Raw genomic sequence first — 18,090 nt, forward strand, 5'->3', positions numbered from 1 at the left:
TCAGCAGATATGGCAACCAGAGCCCTTGATGTGGACCTCTTGGCCCGCGAACTAGGCAACTGGCGTACCTCCAGCCAAAGTGGACCCGCCTACCTCGGCCTGGCCGATGCGATCCGGCTGCTGATCGTGGACGGCCGCGTTCCGGTCGGGTCACGCATTCCCTCCGAGCGGGCACTCGCCGAGACCCTGCGGGTGTCACGCACCACGGTCACCGCGGCCTTCGCCCAGCTGCGTGACGACGGTTATCTGCACGCCCGCCGCGGAGCCCGCAGCGTCACCGCGCTGCCCACCGCAGGTCACATCCAGACCGAGGCCACCACGCCGACGGTCAGCCTGGCCGCCGCCGCGCTCTCCGCGCCGGGCACCGCCGTGTTGGAAGCCTTCGCCGACGCCGCCCGCGACATCGCGCCGTATCTGCGCGAGCCCGGTCACGAACTTATGGGCGTCGGCCCCCTGCGTGCGGCCATCGCCGAAAGGTATTGCAGCAGAGGGCTACCCACCGAACCGAACCAGATCATGGTGACCAGCGGCGCCCAGCACGCCATCGGTCTGATCCTGGCCAGCCACACTCAGCCCGGGGACCGGGTACTCGTCGAGCAGCCGACGTATCACGGTGCGCTGTCGGCGATCTCGACTGCCGGGGCGCGGGCGGTTCCGGTCGCGCTCACCGAGGACGGCTGGGAACTCGACGCCGTACAGGCCGCGTTGCGTCAGCTTGCGCCCAGCCTGGCCTACCTGGTTCCCGACAGCCACAACCCCACCGGGTTCACCATGCCCGCCGCTGAGCGAAAGCGGTTGGGACAGATCATTTCCGATACGCGCACCCGCACCATCGTCGATGAATCGATCGCCGACATGTGGATCGACGAGGCGCCGCCCGAGCCGCTGGCCGCCTCGGTGCCCCGTAATGATCTGGTGCTGACCATCGGCTCGATGTCGAAATCGTTCTGGGGTGGCCTGCGGGTCGGCTGGATCCGCGCCGAGCGAGGAACTCTGGCCACCATCGCGGCGATCCGGCCTTCGGTGGACCTGGGTACCCCGATCCTCGAACAACTCGCCGCGGCCAAACTACTCGCGATGCGTGCCGAGGTACTTCCGGAACGCCGCGAGATCATCCGCGCTCGTCGGGAATTCCTGGTGGCCCTGTTGGCCCGAGAGCTGCCGGACTGGCAGCCGGGGCACGGCCGTGGGGGGATGTCGCTGTGGGTGAAGCTGCCCGCGCCGATGAGCACCGCGTTGTCGGCCGCCGCGATGCGGCTGGGTCTGGATGTGCCCGCAGGCCCGCGGTTCGGCGTGGACGGCACGTTGGAGCGGTTCGTCCGGCTGCCCTATGCGCTGCCGGAACCTGAACTCGAAGAGGCCGTGCACCTGCTGGTGCGCGCCTGGCACAGCATCACCGGCACGCTCGGCGCGCAACCTCAGACGTTGGTGGTCTAGTCAGGCGATTCAGGGCTGCTGCGACATTGCGTAGCAGGTGCTGTAGTGCTCGATGGTGCAGGGAATCCCGTTCACCGTCGGCAGCTCGCCGGGCCGGTTCGTGATGTTGGTTCCCCCGGCGCTGGGCGCCATCACCGGCGGTGCCACCGCGCCCATCCCGCCGCCGGACGAACCGGCCACGCACACGCCCTCGAACTTTGTCTGCACCGTTCCCGACGGGCATCGCTTGGCCTCGGCCGGGGCCGCAACCGCCAACTGACCCAGGACCGCCGCAACGGCGAACACGCCAACCACAACCGTGTGCTTCAAGTTCGCCATGCCCCACACCCTACTTCAGGGGTGAGCCGGCGGTCAGTCCTCGGGGATCTCGACGCGACGCAACACGCCGTCCTGGGCATCGGCAGCTTCGATCTCGCCGCGGGTGACGCCGAGGATGAACAGCACGGTGTCCAGATAGGGATGGCTCAGCGACGCGTCGGCAACCTCACGCAGTGCCGGTTTGGCGTTGAAGGCGACACCGAGGCCGGCAGCCGCCAGCATGTCGATGTCGTTGGCCCCGTCGCCCACAGCCACGGTCTGCTCCATGGGGACGCCGACCTGCTGCGCGAAATCGCGCAGCGCCTTGGCTTTTCCTGGCCGGTCGATGACCTGACCGATGACCCGCCCGGTCAGCTTGCCGTCGACGACCTCCAGTTCATTGGCGGCCACGTAGTCGAGCATGAGTTCATGCGCGAGCGGTTCGATGACCTGGCGGAAGCCGCCCGACACGACGCCGCAGTGGAAACCGAGTCGCCGCAGGGTCCGGATGGTGGTCCGGGCGCCGGGCGTCAGCTCGACCTGCTCGGCGACATCGTCGAGGACCGACGCGGGCAGGCCCGCCAACGTCGCCACCCGGCGATGCAGTGATTCGGCGAAATCGAGCTCGCCGCGCATCGCAGCTTCGGTGACGGCGGCCACCTGGGCTTCCATCCCGGCCCGGGCGGCCAGCATCTCGATGACCTCACCCTGGATCAAGGTGGAGTCCACGTCGAAGACGATGAGCCGCTTGGCCCGACGGGCCAGGCTGTAATCCTCCAGCGCGATGTCGACGCCTTCGTCGACGGCCACCTGGGCCAGTGCGGTTTGCAGCTGGCTGTACGCCGCCCCCGCCGGCACCGAGACGCGAAGCTCCAGACCGGTCACCGGGTAGTCGGACACCCCACGGATCGTGTCGATGTTGACGCCCAGACCCGCCACGGCGCGGGCCACCACGCTGAACGCCTCAGCTGTGATCGGACGCCCCAGCACCACGATCGTGTGTGTGGACGGTTCGCGCATGACGGGCATGTCGTCGCTGCGCTCGATCGTCACGTCCAGACCGAGGCCGTGGATGGCCGTCTCGACATCGTCGCGCAGCGACTCCCCGGCAACCGTCTCGATCGGCGCCGCGACCAGCACACCGAGGGTGAGCCGGCCGCGGACCACGACCTGTTCGACGTTGCGCAGTTCCACCTGATGGCGGGCGAGCACCTCGAACAGTGCCGAGGTGACGCCGGGCTGATCGACTCCCGTGACGGTGATCAATACCGACGAGCGCTCGCGTGGAGCACCGTTCATCGAGTCACCTTCGACGTGCTCTCCCCCGGATGCCGCCACCCGTCAGCTGGAGCGGTCCGCAGACTCGAGCTCTGGGTGATGCGCACGGCCCACGTGAGCCTCGGCGCGCATCCGCTCGACCATGTGCGGGTAGTGCAGCTCGAACGCCGGGCGCTCCGAACGGATCCGGGGCAGCTCGGTGAAGTTGTGCCGCGGCGGCGGGCACGAGGTAGCCCACTCCAGCGAGTTGCCGTAACCCCACGGGTCGTCGACCGTCACCGGCTCGCCGTAGCGCCAGCTCTTGAACACGTTCCACACGAACGGCAACGTCGAGATGCCCAGGATGAAGGCACCGATCGTGGAGATCACGTTGAGCGTGGTGAAACCGTCGGACGGCAGGTAGTCGGCGTAGCGACGCGGCATGCCCTCGTCACCGACCCAGTGCTGCACCAGGAAGGTGGTGTGGAAGCCGATGAAGGTCAGCCAGAAGTGCAGCTTGCCCAGGCGTTCGTCGAGCAGCCGGCCGGTCATCTTCGGGAACCAGAAGTAAATGCCCGCGTAGGTGGCGAACACGATGGTGCCGAACAGCACGTAGTGGAAGTGCGCGATGACGAAGTAGCTGTCGGTGACGTGGAAGTCGATCGGCGGGCTGGCCAGCAGCACGCCGGACAGGCCACCGAGCAGGAAGGTGATCAGGAAGCCGACCGAGAACAGCATCGGCGTCTCGAACGTCAGCTGGCCCTTCCACATCGTGCCGATCCAGTTGAAGAACTTGATGCCGGTCGGGACGGCGATCAGGAACGTCATGAAGGAGAAGAACGGCAGCAGGACGGCGCCGGTGGCGTACATGTGGTGTGCCCACACGGCCACGGACAGGGCGGCGATGCTGATGGTGGCGTAGATCAGCGTGGTGTAACCGAAGATCGGCTTGCGGCTGAACACCGGGAAGATCTCGGACACGATGCCGAAGAACGGCAGCGCGATGATGTACACCTCGGGGTGGCCGAAGAACCAGAACAGGTGCTGCCACAACAGGACGCCGCCGTTGGCCGGGTCGTAGATGTGGGCGCCCAGGTGGCGGTCGGCGGCCAGGCCGAACAGCGCGGCGGTCAGGATCGGGAAGGCGATCAGGACCAGGATCGAGGTCACCAGGATGTTCCAGGTGAACACCGGCATCCGGAACATCGTCATACCGGGCGCACGCATGCAGACCACGGTCGTGACCATGTTGACGCCACCGAGGATGGTGCCAAGACCACCGACGGCGAGACCCAGGATCCAGAGGTCACCACCGGCACCCGGCGAGTGAATGGCATCGGTCAGCGGCGAGTAGGCCGTCCAACCGAAGTCCGCGGCACCGCCGGGGGTGATGAAGCCGCCCATGGCGATCAGCGCACCGAACAGGAACAGCCAGAACGACAGGGCGTTCAGCCGCGGGAACGCCACGTCGGGCGCACCGATCTGCAGCGGGAGCACCAGGTTGGCGAACCCGAACACGATCGGGGTGGCGTAGAACAGCAGCATCACCGTGCCGTGCATGGTGAACAGCTGGTTGAACTGCTCATTGCTCAGGAACTGCAACCCGGGCATCGCCAGCTCCGTACGCATGAACAGAGCCATCAGACCGCCGATGAAGAAGAAGGCGAAGCAGACGACGCAGTACATGATGCCGATCAGCTTGTGATCGGTCGTCGTGATGAGCTTGTAGATCAGGTTGCCCTTGGGGCCCATCCGTTCCGGAAAAGGACGACGTGCCTCGAGTTCTCCGATTGGGGGCGCTTCGGCTACCAAGAGATCCTCCAAAGATTCGTCGGGAAATCCCGCATATCGACCTGAATCCTAACGCTCCCGAAGGCTTGAGCGCCCCTGGGTCCTACAAACTGTCGTACTGAGTCGCCCCGCTGAGTCACGACTTTCGACGGCGAGGCCCTGACCAGCGGCAAAGCTGTGAATGTTACGGTCGGCCGGTGCTGATGAACCGACCCCGCGCCGCAGTCGCGGTGATCGCTGCGGCCGCGACACTCGCCAGTGGATGCGGTTCGGCGGAGCAGACGTCGCAGTCGCAGACGTCGATCTCTACCAGCGTCACCAAGATCGCCGATTCCGGCGTGCTGGGGAATCAGCGCAAGCCCGACGAGTCCTGCGCAGCCGAGCCCGCCGCCGCCGATCAACCGGCGCGGGAGGTCCGCAACGCGCGCGCCGAGGGCGGTGACATCCCGGAGTCCACCGAGGTACGCGGCGACCCCCAGCGCATCGTCGCGCTGTCCGGCGACCAACTGGACGCGTTGTGCGCACTGGGCCTGCAGTCCCGGATCGTCGCCGCTGCCCTCCCGGAGGGTTCGTCCGAGCAACCCTCTTACCTGGGTGGCGTGGTCCACGGGGTGGCGCCGGCCGGTTCCCGGAACGCGCCGGACCTGGATGCCGTCAAGGCGGCCGACCCGGATCTGATCCTGGGCTCGGCGGCGCTCACGCCGGCGTCCTTCGGCGCGCTGTCGGCCATCGCCCCGACGGTGTTCACGGGTGCCCCGGGCGCCGCCTGGCGGGACACGTTGCGCGCGGTGGGTGCGGCAACGGGTCGCGCTGACGCCGCTGCTGACCTGATCGGGAAGTTCGACGACGCCGCCCGCGACACCGGCGCGAAGAACGACGCCGCACACTTCCAAGCTTCGGTGGTGCAGCTGACCGAGAACAGCGTCCGGGTGTACGGGGCCGACACCTTCCCCGGCAGCGTGCTCGCCGCGGTGGGATTGGATCGCCCTGCCGCGCAACGATTCACCGACAAGCCCTACGAGGAGCTCGGTACCACCGACCCCGATTACCGCAGCGCCGACGCCGACATCGTCTACGTCTCGTTCACCTCCGCGGCCGCTCGGGAGAACGCGCCCAAGATTCTCCAGAGCACGGCGTGGCGCGACTTGTCTGCGGCCAAGGACAACCGGGTGTTCGTGGTGAACAACGAGGTCTGGCAGACCGGGCAGAACATCGTTGCCGCCCGCGGCATCCTCGACGACCTGCGCTGGGTCAACGCACCGATCAACTAATCTCACCAACGTGTTCCACGTCCTCACCACCACGTACACCCAACCCGCCGACGGCGTCGACCAGACCCGTCCCGCCCACCTCGCGTGGCTCGAGGAGGAGGTCGCCGCAGGTCGCGTCGTGCTGGCGGGGCGTCTGGAATCGGCGACCGGCGCCGTGCTGATCACCGGAGACCTCAGCGAAGAAGAGGTCGAGGACGTGATCGCGCGCGATCCGTACACCCTGGCCGGCCTGATCCGCTGCGAGCGGGTCTCCTTCAACGGGTCCTTCCGCGCACCCGGGCTGTGATCCCTTCCGGTGGTGAGCCGGGAGATATGTCACAGGCGATAGCGGGATTACCGCTGCCGCCCGCGTCGTTGCATGCTGCGGACTGCCGTCACAGGCAGTGATCAGTTAACCGGACTAATCTTTCCGGGATACGTACAGACGACGAGCAAAGAGGGCTTTGATGAGCACTGTTTACGCCTATGCCGCCAACTCGGCGACCGAACCGCTGGCCAAGACCACCATCACCCGCCGCGAGGTAGGGCCGCACGACGTGGCCTTCGACATCCACTTCGCCGGCATCTGTCACTCCGACATCCACACGGTGAAGGGCGAATGGGGCACTCCGAATTACCCCGTGGTCGCCGGGCACGAGATCGCCGGTGTGGTCACCGAGGTTGGTTCCGACGTCACCAAGTACAAGGTCGGCGACCATGTCGGCGTCGGCTGTTTCGTCGACTCCTGCCGGGAGTGCGACAACTGCAAGGCCGGTCTTGAGCAGTACTGCACCGGCAGCGGCATGATCGGCACCTACAACGCGACCGGGCGCGACGGCACCCCCACCTACGGCGGGTACAGCGGCGCGATCGTGGTCGACGAGAACTACGTCCTGCGTATCCCCGACAGCATCCCGCTGGACAAGGCCGCTCCCCTGCTGTGCGCGGGCGTCACCTTGTTCTCGCCCCTGCGCCACTGGAACGCCGGGCCGGGCAAGAAGATCGCCGTGATCGGCCTCGGCGGACTGGGCCACATGGGCGTCAAGCTCGCGCACGCGATGGGCGCGCACGTCACCGTGCTGTCGCAGTCGCTGAAGAAGATGGAAGACGGCCTCCGACTGGGCGCCGACGAGTACTACGCGACCAGTGACCCGGACACCTTCCGCAAGCTGGCCGGTCAGTTCGATCTGATCCTCAACACCGTGTCGGCGAATCTGGACCTCGGCGCCTACCTGGGCCTGCTCAAGACCGACGGGACCCTGGTCGAACTGGGCGCGCCGGAAAAGCCGCTGGTGGTGCCGTTCTTCCCGCTGGGCGCCTACCGCCGCAGCCTGTCCGGATCGATGATCGGCGGAATCCCGGAGACCCAGGAGATGCTCGACTTCTGCGCCGAGCACAACGTGACCCCCGAGATCGAGATCATCCAGCCCGATTACATCAACGAGGCCTACGAGCGCGTGCTCGCCAGTGACGTGCGGTACCGCTTCGTGATCGATACCGCCTCGCTGCGCGGCTGAGTCGGCATTTCGTCAACGCCGCGGGTTGCGGTCACCTGGTGACCGCAACCCGCGGCGTTGTGCGTTATCGGGCCTCTGGGTCCTGATCGGTGCCGGACTGCAGTTCGACACCGGCCAGCGGCCAGCCCGCGGCGGCCAATTTTGCCGCCACCCGCGCGATGTTCTCCGGGCCGGCGTCGTGGTCGGTGACTTCGGCGATGAACTCCGCGATGTCGTCGCGGTCGATGGGATGGTCGATGTCGGCAGGCGCTGCGGCCTCGGCGAGGTTGCGTACCACCTCGGCCACCTGCTCCTCGGTGAGCGGGGTGGCCCGCAGCAGTGCGAGCAACGGCACCCGGTCGGTGCCCGGGACCCCTTCCGGGTAGCCGGCACGCAGCCAGTTCAGAACCGAGATCAGCAACGACTTGGTTGACACCCGGTAAGTTTCGCGGCTCCCCGGCCAACCCACCACTGGACGCGCCGACAGTTGGCAGGGCATTCATTCGTGATTCACCACCAAAAACAATCCCGCTGAGCGCAACCGGTGACCCTCCCCCAGCGCCCGGGCATCCTCGGCACAGTGACTCGTGTGATCCGCTTCAACGCCTTCGACATGAACTGCGTCGCCCATCAGTCCCCCGGACTGTGGCGCCATCCGAAGGATCAGTCCTGGCGCTACAAGGACATCACCTACTGGACCGAACTCGCGAAGTTGTTGGAACGCGGGCGTTTTGACGGCCTGTTCATCGCCGACGTGCTGGGCACCTACGACGTGTACGGGGCCAGTGATGAAGCGGCGATCCGCCAGGCCGCGCAGATCCCGGTGGGCGACCCGATGCTGCTGGTGTCGGCGATGGCACTCGTGACCGAGAACCTGGGCTTCGGCATCACCACGGGAACGGGATTCGAGCATCCGTATCCCTTCGCGCGGCGGATGTCGACACTGGATCACCTGACCAATGGTCGGGTCGGGTGGAACGTCGTCACCGGGTATCTCCCTGCTGCGGCGCGCAATATGGGCCAGACCGATCAGCCGGCGCACGATGCGCGCTACGACCACGCGGACGAGTACCTCGAAGTTCTCTACAAGTTGTGGGAGGGCTCCTGGGAGGACGGTGCGGTGGTGCGCGACGCCGAACGCGGCGTCTTCACCGACCCGGCCAAGGTGCACCACATCGGTCACTCCGGAACGCATTTCAGCGTCCCCGGGGTGCATCTGGCCGAACCGTCGCTGCAGCGAACCCCGGTCATCTACCAGGCCGGCTCTTCGCCGCGTGGGGTCCGCTTCGCTGCCGAGAACGCCGAAGCCATCTTCACCGCAGCTCCCACCAAAGCGATTCTGCGCGAGACGGTTTCCACAATCCGTGCCGAGCTCGAGTTGGCCGGCCGCGACCCGTACTCTGCGAAGATCTTCAACCTGACCACCATCATCACCGGCGAGACCGACGAGGAGGCCCACGCCAGGCACGCGGAGTATCTCGCCTACGGCGATCCCGAGGGCGCGCTGGTGTTCATGTCCGGGTGGATGGGTGTGGACCTGGCCCGCTACGGTCTCGACGAGCCGATCGGCAATGTCGATTCCAACGCAATTCTGTCCGCGGTCAAGGCATTTCAGTCCGCATCTGACAAGGGTGGCGAGTGGAACGTACGCGATATCGCCGAATGGGGTGAGATCGGCGGCATGGGACCGCGCATCGTCGGGTCGGGCGTGCACGTCGCCGACACCCTGCAGGAGTGGGTCGATGAGACCGACGTCGACGGCTTCAACCTGGCGTATGCGATCACGCCGGGGTCGTTCGTCGAGTTCATCGACCACGTCGTACCCGAGCTCACCGCGCGCGGCGCCTATCAGACGGACTATGCCCCGGGTACCCTGCGAAACAAGCTACTGGGCAACGGTGACCGCCTGGCCGAGGAACACCGCGGCGCCAGTTACCGTGTGGGCGGTCGGAATTCGACGATCACCGAGCGCCCTTCTACCCTGCCGTCCTCGTCGGCGTCGACGGCTGCCCAGCCCGCCCGGGGCCGGTAGATCTGCTCACCCGGAGATTCTCAACGCGGGGCGGCCTGGACGTTCGTGGGTTGCGGCCCGAGCGTCGACGCCGGCAGCTGAGTCTCTTCCACGCCCGGGGTGTTCAGCTGACCGGCCAGCCACGGCAGTGAGGCGCCGAGAGCGTTGGCGGCGAACGCCCAGTCATGGCGACCCGGCGCGGTCTGCACCGAGCACGTGATCGCTTGGGCGCGGGCCGCATTGCACAGTGTGCTCGCGGCGACGTCCTGGGCCTCGGGATTGGCTGTGGGATCGCGAGTGGTCCCACGCTGCGAGATCGGCACCTCGAACCACGCCGTCACATCGGAGTACGGACCGTGTTTCTGCATGATGGTGACCGGATCGTAAGCCGCCCAGGCGTCGGCATCGCCGCCGAACAGCCTGCTGATGGTCTGCGCCTTGTCGCCCGCGTTCGGGCGCAGGTCACCGGCGATGTCGATGAACGACCGGAACATGTCGGGGTGCATCAGGGTGAGATCCACCGCGCAGGTGCCACCCATCGACCAGCCTGCGATCCCCCACCCGTCACGATCGGCACGCACGCCGAAGTTGGAGATCAGGTACGGGACCACATCCTTGGTCAGGTGGTCGGCGGCGTTGCCCCGGGTTCCGTTGACGCATTCGGTGTCGTTGGCGAATGAGCCGGTGGCGTCGACGAACACGAACACCGGAGCGTTGCCGCCGTGGGCTGCCGCGAATCCGTCGAGGATGCCCAGCACGTTGCCTGCGCGCAACCAATCGGCGGGGGTGTTCAGTTGTGAGCCGATCATCATGACTGTCGGAAGCTGCGGCGGCGGGGTGCTGGCGAACCACGCCGGGGGGAGGTAGACGAGTTCAGTGCGGTGGCTGAACCCCGAAGTCTGCGAATCGATGGTCACCGGCACCAGAACACCGCTGGGCGGCCGGAAGTGCGCCAGTTGCATCTTCGTCACGGTCAGGCGGTCTGTCTGTCCCGGCAGTGGACTCGAGGTGAGTTGCTTCCACATGCCGTCCACCGTCGGGAAGTATCCGACCCACATGTTGAGTGTCAGCCCGCATGCCAGCGCGCACACGCCGATCGCGGCTACCGATGCGGTACGGCGCCACCATCGCGCACTCATCCAACCCACCACCGCGACACCGAATGCCAGGGCGGTCAATGCGATCCAGAGCCACAGTTCAGGTGGTCCGGCGTTGCCTGCCACTCCGATCGAGTCGATGTACCAATACGTCAGACCCGCCAGCACTGCCGCCGCGAGCACCAGTGCGGGCAGTAGCCGGTTGCGCCATCGTGGCGTGCGCCAGCCCACCGCGGCTCCCATCAGCAGCGCAGCGATCAGCTGAACGACAACCGGGAACCAGCCGTGGATCAGCGAGATCTGCGCAATGAGCTGGTGCATCAGCTCTCTTGATATCAGCGCCAGCTGTCAGCTCACTGGAGGGATGCTGAGTGGGCGTCAGGTGGGACCACCACCACCTGCCGAAAAAGCGGGCGGACGCCACGGACTCGCGCGGCGCGTCTAACGTCCGACTAGGAGCTCCATACAGCCACTCCGAGCACCATTCCGGCGATCATGCAGCCGGCGGACGCGGCGATGGCGATCGGCGCAAAGCGTTCCTTCTTCGTCAGGCCGACGGCTCCGAGGATAAGGCCGGCAGGTCCGAACAAGATCGGGCAGAAAAGTACTGAAACACCCGCGCACACAAAGGCAATGATCGAGAAGAGGTTGGACGGTGATGCCGCATTCCCATATTGGTCCGGTGGCGGTGGCGGATAATGTTGCGGATACTGTGGCTGCCCGACAGGTTGCGCATACTGCGGCTGCTGCTGCGGCAGAGGCGGATACGACATCTGGGCGGGTGGCGGCGCATACGGCGGAACATTGGTGGTCTTCCTTCGGCGCTCGGACGTCCAGCTCTGGCCGTCCCACCGACGTTCTGAGCCAGGCGAACCATCCGGATCGTCGTACCAGCCAGGTGGCATTGCCGCAGTCATCTCAGCACCATATCCGGTTGCAGCCCCACGTCATCGAAGGTTTCGTGGGTTATCTCAGCGACCAACTGCATGCCAGGACGCGACGACTTAAGGTGACCTGATGAGCATGAGAATGCTGGTGGCCCTGGTAAGCGCTGCAATCGGCGCCGGCCTTGGTGCCCCCGGGTTGGCTGCAGCAGACCCACCGCCGCCTCCTCCCCCGCCGCCACTCAATCTCAACGCGCTGACGCCGGTGAAGCCGTCAGACTTCGCGATGCACAACGGCGAGTACTACGCCTTCGCGGTACCCGGCGACATCGCGTGCGCGATCGGCCGCGGATCCGGCAAATATGGCTGCAGCGGTCCCCTGCCCGCAGCACCGGACGGGGCCAACGCGGTGACCGGCGCACAACAGGGACCACCGACGTTCATGAACGACAACCGGCCGCTGTTCGTGTTCGACGGGTTGCCCAACCGGTTGCTGCCCGGATCGCGCATCAGCTTCCGCAACGTGACCTGCGGGACCGACGGCACGGTGACGGTGTGCAGCAACTCCTTTGACGGGGCCGGGTTCGTTCTCAGCCCCGCCGGCAGCTATGTCCTCGACGTGAACAACCCACTGCTGCTCAACACCGGCGAGGGCCGCAACCCGTACGCCAACTAGTTAGAAGTCCCAGTCCTCGTCTTCGGTGTTGACGGCCTTGCCGATCACGTACGACGAACCGGAGCCCGAGAAGAAGTCATGGTTCTCGTCGGCGTTCGGTGACAGCGCGGACAGGATCGCCGGATTCACGTCGGTCTCGTCCTTGGGGAACAGCGCCTCGTAGCCGAGGTTCATCAGCGCCTTGTTGGCGTTGTAACGCAGGAACTTCTTGACGTCCTCGGTCAGCCCGACCTCGTCGTAGAGATCCTGGGTGTACTCGACCTCGTTGTCGTAGAGCTCGAAGAGCAGCTCATAGGTGTAATCCTTGAGCTCCGTACGCTTTTCCTCGTCCAGCAGGGCCAGCCCGCGCTGGTACTTGTAGCCGATGTAGTAGCCGTGTACGGCCTCGTCGCGGATGATCAGCCGGATCATGTCGGCGGTGTTGGTCAGCTTGGCCCGGCTCGACCAGTACATCGGCAGGTAAAAGCCCGAGTAGAACAGGAAGCTCTCCAGCAGTGTGGACGCCACCTTGCGCTTGAGCGGTTCGTCACCCTTGTAGTACTGCATGACGATCTCGGCCTTGCGCTGCAGGTTCGGGTTCTCCTCCGACCAGCGGAACGCGTCGTCGATCTCGGCCGTCGAGCACAGCGTGGAGAAGATGTTGCTGTAGCTGCGGGCGTGCACCGACTCCATGAATGCGATGTTGGTGTAGACGGCTTCCTCGTGCGGGGTGAGCGCATCGGGGATCAGGCTGACCGCGCCGACGGTGCCCTGGATGGTGTCAAGCAGGGTCAGACCGGTGAACACCCGCATGGTGAGCTGCTTCTCGTGCGCGGTGAGGGTGCCCCACGACGGGATGTCGTTGGATACCGGCACCTTCTCCGGCAACCAGAAATTACCGGTGAGCCGATCCCAGACCTCGGCGTCCTTCTCATCCTGGAGACGGTTCCAGTTGATCGCTGAGACACGGTCGATCAGCTTCATGCCTTCGCTCACCAGAACCCCATTTCACCAGGTTGTTTTGTTTGCCGGATGGCACCCACGACACTACCCCTGGGGTTACTGACCCGCGGGGACCGCAACACCTTGTGTTTTCGTGTCGCTCGCCTCATGGATGAAGTCGAACTCCGCAGGATCCAGCTTGCGCGTTGCCAGCCAGTACTGCCAGGTCATGCCGCTCCACAGGGTCCGATTGACTCCGTGAGCGTCCATGTACCAGCTCCGGCAACCTCCGGTATTGAACACGGTGTCGGCCAGATCGTGCTGCAGCTCGGCATTGAACGCGGCCTGGGCAGCGGGATTGGGCGAGAGTGCCTGGGCGCCGGCGTGGTCGACGGCGGCGATCGCCTGGCCGACGTAGCGGATCTGCGATTCGATCATGAACACCACCGAGTTGTGACCCAGTGCGGTGTTCGGCCCGAGCAGGAAGAACAAGTTCGGCATACCGGACACCGCGATGCCGCGGTGGGCTGACATCCCCTCGCGGTTCCAACGGTCCACCAGGTCCTCACCGCCGGCGCCCTTGATGTCGACGTAGGTGTAGGAGTCGGTGACGTGGAAGCCGGTCGCCCACACGACCACGTCCGCCGGATGCTCGACACCGTCGGCGGTGACGATGCCGGTCGGCGTCATCCGCGTGATCGACTCGGTGATCACCTGGGTCTTGGGATTGGCGATCCCTCGGTAGTACTTGTCGGAGTTGAGGATTCGCTTACACCCGGCGCGGTAGCTCGGAGTGAGTTTGCGGCGCAGTTCAGGATCCTTGATGCTGCGGTTGATGTTGTAGCGGCCCATCGCCTCGCCGATCTTGAGCAGCCGCGGTTGCTGCGTCATGGCGAAGCCGACGCCCTCGTGGATCCAGTAGATGGCGGCACGCATGGCCGCGCGGGTGCCGGGCACATAGCTGAACACGCGCCGAATCCATTGCGGGAACTTGTTGTTCACCCGCGGCATCACCCAGGCCGGGGTGCGCTGGTAGAGGTGCAGCTCGGCGACGTCCTTGACGATCTCGGGCACGATCTGAATGGCGCTGGCGCCGGTGCCGATCACTGCGACCCGCTTGCCGGTGAGGTCGACGCTGTGGTCCCACTCCGCGGAATGGAAAGCCGCACCGGCAAAATCCTCGCGTCCCTCGATGTCGGGGATCTGCGGGATGTGCAGGCCACCGGCTCCGGACACCAGGAACTGTGCGATGAACTCCTGGCCGGTGTCGCTGAACACGTGCCAGCGCAGTTCCTGCTCATCCCAGTGCGCGCGGTCCACATGGGTGTTGAACCGGGTGTACCGGCGCAGCCCGTACTTGTTGGCCACGCCCAGCAGGTACTCCTGAATCTCGGGCTGGAACGACCACATGTGGCTCCAGTCCGCCTTCGGCTCGAAGGAGAACGAGTACATGTGCGAGGGGATGTCGCAGGCACACCCCGGGTAGGTGTTGTCGCGCCAGGTCCCACCGAACTCGTCGGCTTTCTCCAGGACGAGGAAGTCGACGCCTCGGCGTTGCAGTTCGATCGCCATCCCCATCCCCGAGAACCCACTGCCGATGATCAGGGCGCGGGTGTGGATGGGTTGCTGACCCTGTGAGGGTTGGGCAGCCGTCATAGCTCAGGTCCTTTTCTGGGAACGGCGGTACCGGATAGTTCCCAGTTTCCGGCCCCGCGACCCCGCTGTCAAAGAAATGATCAGCTGGCGTGCTGGCGGCGCTGGACACCTTCATGCAGCGGCAGGTCCGGGTCGATCCAGATGCCGAGCAGTTCACAGGTGCCATTGATGGAACCGACCATGATGGTGGTCAGGTGGTTGACGAACTCCTCGGCCGGCATCCGGCGCGGGCTGTCCTCATCGGTGCCCAGCCACCAGTCCGTGGCCGACGCGCACGCACCGAACGTGGCGAATGCCGCCAGTTCGATCGCGGCCCCGTCCAGTTCCATCTCGCGCAGTTCGTTGGAGAACATGTCGGCCATCGCCAGGGTGATGCCGCGGCCCTCGTTGAGTGCGCGCATCGTCGATTCGCTCTGTTCGGCGAACCGGCCCTGGATCAGGAACCGCAACACGTTGGGGTGCTTATCGACCAACAGCACGTACTGCTCGACGCTGCGCCGGATGACCTCCCGGGCCGGGTCGGCGCCGAGGTTGATCGCCGGGAAGATCGCCGACCACAACATGTCGCGCAGTCGCTCGCCGATGGCCTGGAACAGATCGGACTTGTCGGCGAAATGACGGTAGATCTTGGGCTTGGCAGTACCGGCCTCTTCGGCGATCTCCCGCAGGCTGACCTCGGGTCCCAACCGGTCGATCGCCCGGAACGAGGCGTCGACGATCTCCGACCGCACCTTCTTACGGTGCTCACGCCAGCGCTCGCTACGGGCGTCAACCTTGACGCCCGGGCCATCGCTGGAATGTGATCTCGACGTTCGCCGCACGCGATCACTGTACCCGCCCCGATAGCGCTGACCTGCCCAGACCGCCCTCCAACACGCGGTTTTACCGTTTGACCCGGGCGTTCGCCCGTCACGCCTCCGACAGCCGGCTTGGGTACTATCGCAGCCACAGTCAACCGATGAGACGAGGCTCATGACGCAGCGATACGACCTGGTCATAGCAGGTGGCGGCCCATCAGGGTCCGCCGCGGCGTGGCAGGCCGCTCAGACCGGCGCGAAGGTGCTGGTCCTCGACAAAGCGGAGTTCCCCCGCGACAAGCCGTGTGGCGATGGACTCACCGCGCGTGCGGTGAGTTATCTGCAGAAGATGGGCCTGGCCGACGAGGTGGCCAAGTTCCATCGGGTCAACAAGGTGACCGTATTCAGCCCCAGCGAGTGGGAACTGTCCTTTCCGCGCCGTCCCGGCATGCCCGACCACGGCCACACTGTGAGCCGCACCGAACTCGACACGCTGCTACTGAAGCACGCCGAGTCGACGGGCGCCGAGGTCCGCCAGGGCGCCGAGGTGTCCGGGCCTGAATTCGACGGCAAGGGCCGCGTGGTCGGCGTGGTGCTCAAGAGCGGTGAGAAGGTCTACGGCGACGCGGTCATCGCGGCCGACGGCGCCTACTCCCCCATCAAGCGTGCCCTGAAGATCGACTCGGAGTACAACGGCTACTCGGCCATCGCGATCCGATCCGAGATGCACGCCAACCGTCCCGACTCCGACGCGTTCGAGATCTACCTCAAGCTGTTGTTCCAGGGTGATCAGCTGCCCGGCTACGGCTGGGTCTTCCCAATGGGCGGAGGCCGGTTCAACATCGGCCTGGGTTACGTGAACAGCTACAAGAATTGGCAGTCGATCAACGCCACCCAGTTCCTCGGCGACTTCCTGCGGACCCTGCCCGCCGAATGGGAACTGCCGCCGATCGAGGAACTCAAGAAAAACAAGAGTGTGCGGGCCTGGCGATTGCCAATGGGCTTCACCGCGTGGCCGCCGTGGCGTCCGGGCGTGCTGTTCGTCGGGGACTCGCTGGGCGCCGGCAAGCCGGTGTCCGGTGCGGGCATCTCCAAGGCCCTCGAGTCCGGTCTGACCGCAGGCGAGTGCGCGATCGCCGCGCTCACCAACGGCGGGCCCGACGACTTCACGAACTACGAGCAGCGGATGCGCGCGGCGTGGGGTCGTGAGTACCGACGCGGCCGCTTCTTCAACAAGCTGGCCGGGATGCCTGCGGTCGCGGGTGCGGGTCTGAAGGCGTTGGACAACCACACCTTCCGTGACCTCCTGCTCAAGTCGCTGTACAAGAAGGCGCAGAGCCCGCAGCACACCTGACCGTTAGACCGAGAGTGAAGTCCCTGCGAAGAATCTGCCGATCTTCGCAGGGACTTTCTTTCTTTGGGGCTGATGGGTTTCGGTCAGCGCGGACTCAGATCGCCGACGGTGAATCGCGAAACCGCCTGCTTGATGGCGGCGACCATCGCTCGACTGCCGGTGTGCCCGGAGTCCTCGATGACCACCAGCTCGGCCGCCGGCCAGGCCTGGGCGAGTTCCCACGCGGTGCGGAGCGGCGCGGACAGATCGAGGCGACCGTGAATCAACACAGCGGGAATCCCGGTCAGTCGGTGGGCATTTCGCAGTAGCTGTCCGTCCTCGAGCCATGCGTGACGGGCGAAATAGTGGGTGCAGATGCGCACGAAGGCGAGCTTGGCCGCATCCGGCCGCGCACCGTATTGTCCGGGCGATCCCTGTGTCTCATGCGCAATCGCGGCGTCCTCCCATTCGCACCAATCACGCGCAGCCTGGTCGCGCACCGCCGCGTCTGGGTGCTCCATCAGCACCCGATAGGCCTCGACCAGATCGCCGTCGCGCAGGTGTTCGGGAGCCCCGGCGCGGAACCTTTCCCACTCCATCGGCAGCAACAGACGCAAACCGCCGTAGAGCCAGTCGATTTCACCGGGACGAGTCATGGTCACCCCGACCAGAACAATGCCCTCCACCCGTTCGGGATGGCGCTCGGCGTAGGCCAAGATGAGCGTGGACGCCCACGAACCGCCATACAGCAGCCAACGCTGTACTCCCAGATAGGTGCGAAGCGCTTCCATATCGGCGATGAGATGTTCGGTGGTGTTGTGCGCCATATCGGTCGCCGGGTCGGCGGCACTCGGCAGGCTGTCACCGCAGCCACGCTGATCAAACGACACGATCTGGAAAACCGTGTCGTCGAACGTCCGGTGCGCGGTGCGCGACCGGCCACTACCGGGTCCGCCGTGCACGATCAACACCGTGCGGCCGGCAGGATTTCCCCGTGTCTCCCAATACATGCGATTGCCGTCGCCGACATCGAGCAGTCCGGAACGTCGCGGCTCGGGAGCCGCCGATTGCCTCTCCCCCATAGACCATCACGCTAATGGACGGGATCAGCGACTCGACCCCACCGCGCTGCACCCGCACAGTGGCTAGCGTGCCATCGTGCATCGGCGGGGTCGTCTCGGCAGGAA

The 18,090-nt window shown here is 65.7% G+C and carries 17 protein-coding genes; 7 read left to right on the forward strand and 10 right to left on the reverse strand.

The genetic code is table 11. The annotated features are described in order from the left end of the window. The first annotated feature begins 9 nt into the window (after window positions 1-9). Window positions 10-1,437, forward strand: a complete 1,428-nt coding sequence (gene yczR / locus AC4ELH_RS01510; RefSeq protein ID WP_448446957.1) for a MocR-like transcription factor YczR — start codon at window positions 10-12, stop codon at window positions 1,435-1,437. 9 nt (window positions 1,438-1,446) lie between these two features. On the opposite strand, the gene AC4ELH_RS01515 is transcribed toward yczR, so the two are convergent. The 3 genes from AC4ELH_RS01515 to ctaD are packed head-to-tail and all read right to left on the reverse strand — an operon-like array spanning window position 1,447 to window position 4,803. Further along, complete coding sequence (locus AC4ELH_RS01515) at window positions 1,447-1,755, reverse strand: hypothetical protein (protein WP_055112661.1); 309 nt, start codon at window positions 1,753-1,755, stop codon at window positions 1,447-1,449. Between the two features lie 33 nt (window positions 1,756-1,788). Next, entirely contained in the window at window positions 1,789-3,033 is a 1,245-nt protein-coding gene (serB, locus tag AC4ELH_RS01520; RefSeq protein WP_064960723.1) for a phosphoserine phosphatase SerB, read from the reverse strand. A 42-nt stretch (window positions 3,034-3,075) separates the two neighbouring features. Then, on the reverse strand, window positions 3,076-4,803 hold the full coding sequence (ctaD, locus tag AC4ELH_RS01525; protein ID WP_055119923.1) for an aa3-type cytochrome oxidase subunit I: 1,728 nt from the start codon (window positions 4,801-4,803) through the stop codon (window positions 3,076-3,078). Between the two features lie 176 nt (window positions 4,804-4,979). Here ctaD and AC4ELH_RS01530 point away from each other — a divergent pair, with 176 nt between their 5' ends. From AC4ELH_RS01530 to AC4ELH_RS01540, 3 genes are all read left to right on the forward strand, one after another. Next, window positions 4,980-6,053, forward strand: coding sequence for an iron-siderophore ABC transporter substrate-binding protein (locus tag AC4ELH_RS01530; RefSeq protein ID WP_498883031.1), 1,074 nt, complete (start codon window positions 4,980-4,982; stop codon window positions 6,051-6,053). Window positions 6,054-6,063: 10 nt separating this feature from the next. After that, entirely contained in the window at window positions 6,064-6,339 is a 276-nt protein-coding gene (locus AC4ELH_RS01535) for a YciI family protein (RefSeq protein ID WP_498883032.1), read from the forward strand. A 160-nt stretch (window positions 6,340-6,499) separates the two neighbouring features. Next, window positions 6,500-7,549 (forward strand): NAD(P)-dependent alcohol dehydrogenase, encoded by a 1,050-nt coding sequence (locus AC4ELH_RS01540; RefSeq protein ID WP_064879827.1) that lies wholly within the window; start codon window positions 6,500-6,502, stop codon window positions 7,547-7,549. A 64-nt stretch (window positions 7,550-7,613) separates the two neighbouring features. Here AC4ELH_RS01540 and AC4ELH_RS01545 read toward each other — a convergent pair whose 3' ends face one another. Further along, the gene (locus tag AC4ELH_RS01545; RefSeq protein WP_064959181.1) at window positions 7,614-7,964 is read right to left on the reverse strand and encodes a DUF3349 domain-containing protein; all 351 of its coding nucleotides are present in this window, start codon (window positions 7,962-7,964) and stop codon (window positions 7,614-7,616) included. A gap of 144 nt (window positions 7,965-8,108) precedes the next feature. On the opposite strand from AC4ELH_RS01545, the gene AC4ELH_RS01550 reads away from it, so the two are divergent. Beyond that, complete coding sequence (locus AC4ELH_RS01550) at window positions 8,109-9,560, forward strand: LLM class flavin-dependent oxidoreductase (protein ID WP_498883033.1); 1,452 nt, start codon at window positions 8,109-8,111, stop codon at window positions 9,558-9,560. Between the two features lie 20 nt (window positions 9,561-9,580). Here the strand turns inward: AC4ELH_RS01550 and AC4ELH_RS01555 are convergent, their stop codons facing one another. Both AC4ELH_RS01555 and AC4ELH_RS01560 read right to left on the reverse strand, forming a co-directional pair. Continuing rightward, on the reverse strand, window positions 9,581-10,957 hold the full coding sequence (locus AC4ELH_RS01555) for an alpha/beta hydrolase (RefSeq protein ID WP_498883034.1): 1,377 nt from the start codon (window positions 10,955-10,957) through the stop codon (window positions 9,581-9,583). Window positions 10,958-11,088: 131 nt separating this feature from the next. Then, a complete protein-coding gene (locus tag AC4ELH_RS01560; protein WP_491838551.1) occupies window positions 11,089-11,553 on the reverse strand; it encodes a DUF2510 domain-containing protein in 465 nt (154 codons plus the stop codon). Between the two features lie 100 nt (window positions 11,554-11,653). Here AC4ELH_RS01560 and AC4ELH_RS01565 point away from each other — a divergent pair, with 100 nt between their 5' ends. Beyond that, on the forward strand, window positions 11,654-12,196 hold the full coding sequence (locus tag AC4ELH_RS01565) for a hypothetical protein (RefSeq protein ID WP_491838550.1): 543 nt from the start codon (window positions 11,654-11,656) through the stop codon (window positions 12,194-12,196). On the opposite strand, the gene nrdF is transcribed toward AC4ELH_RS01565, so the two are convergent. The 3 genes from nrdF to AC4ELH_RS01580 form a co-directional block, all read right to left on the reverse strand. Beyond that, complete coding sequence (gene nrdF, locus AC4ELH_RS01570; protein WP_055119916.1) at window positions 12,197-13,159, reverse strand: class 1b ribonucleoside-diphosphate reductase subunit beta; 963 nt, start codon at window positions 13,157-13,159, stop codon at window positions 12,197-12,199. It abuts the gene before it with no gap. A 75-nt stretch (window positions 13,160-13,234) separates the two neighbouring features. Then, window positions 13,235-14,773, reverse strand: a complete 1,539-nt coding sequence (locus AC4ELH_RS01575) for a flavin-containing monooxygenase (RefSeq protein WP_064880729.1) — start codon at window positions 14,771-14,773, stop codon at window positions 13,235-13,237. Window positions 14,774-14,853: 80 nt separating this feature from the next. After that, complete coding sequence (locus AC4ELH_RS01580) at window positions 14,854-15,594, reverse strand: TetR/AcrR family transcriptional regulator (RefSeq protein WP_448448677.1); 741 nt, start codon at window positions 15,592-15,594, stop codon at window positions 14,854-14,856. Between the two features lie 151 nt (window positions 15,595-15,745). On the opposite strand from AC4ELH_RS01580, the gene AC4ELH_RS01585 reads away from it, so the two are divergent. Next, on the forward strand, window positions 15,746-16,924 hold the full coding sequence (locus tag AC4ELH_RS01585) for an NAD(P)/FAD-dependent oxidoreductase (RefSeq protein WP_498883035.1): 1,179 nt from the start codon (window positions 15,746-15,748) through the stop codon (window positions 16,922-16,924). A gap of 83 nt (window positions 16,925-17,007) precedes the next feature. Here AC4ELH_RS01585 and pip read toward each other — a convergent pair whose 3' ends face one another. Then, on the reverse strand, window positions 17,008-17,985 hold the full coding sequence (gene pip, locus AC4ELH_RS01590; RefSeq protein WP_498883036.1) for a prolyl aminopeptidase: 978 nt from the start codon (window positions 17,983-17,985) through the stop codon (window positions 17,008-17,010). Window positions 17,986-18,090 lie beyond the last annotated feature (105 nt).

The sequence above is a fragment of the Mycobacterium shunyiense genome, assembly GCF_058270075.1.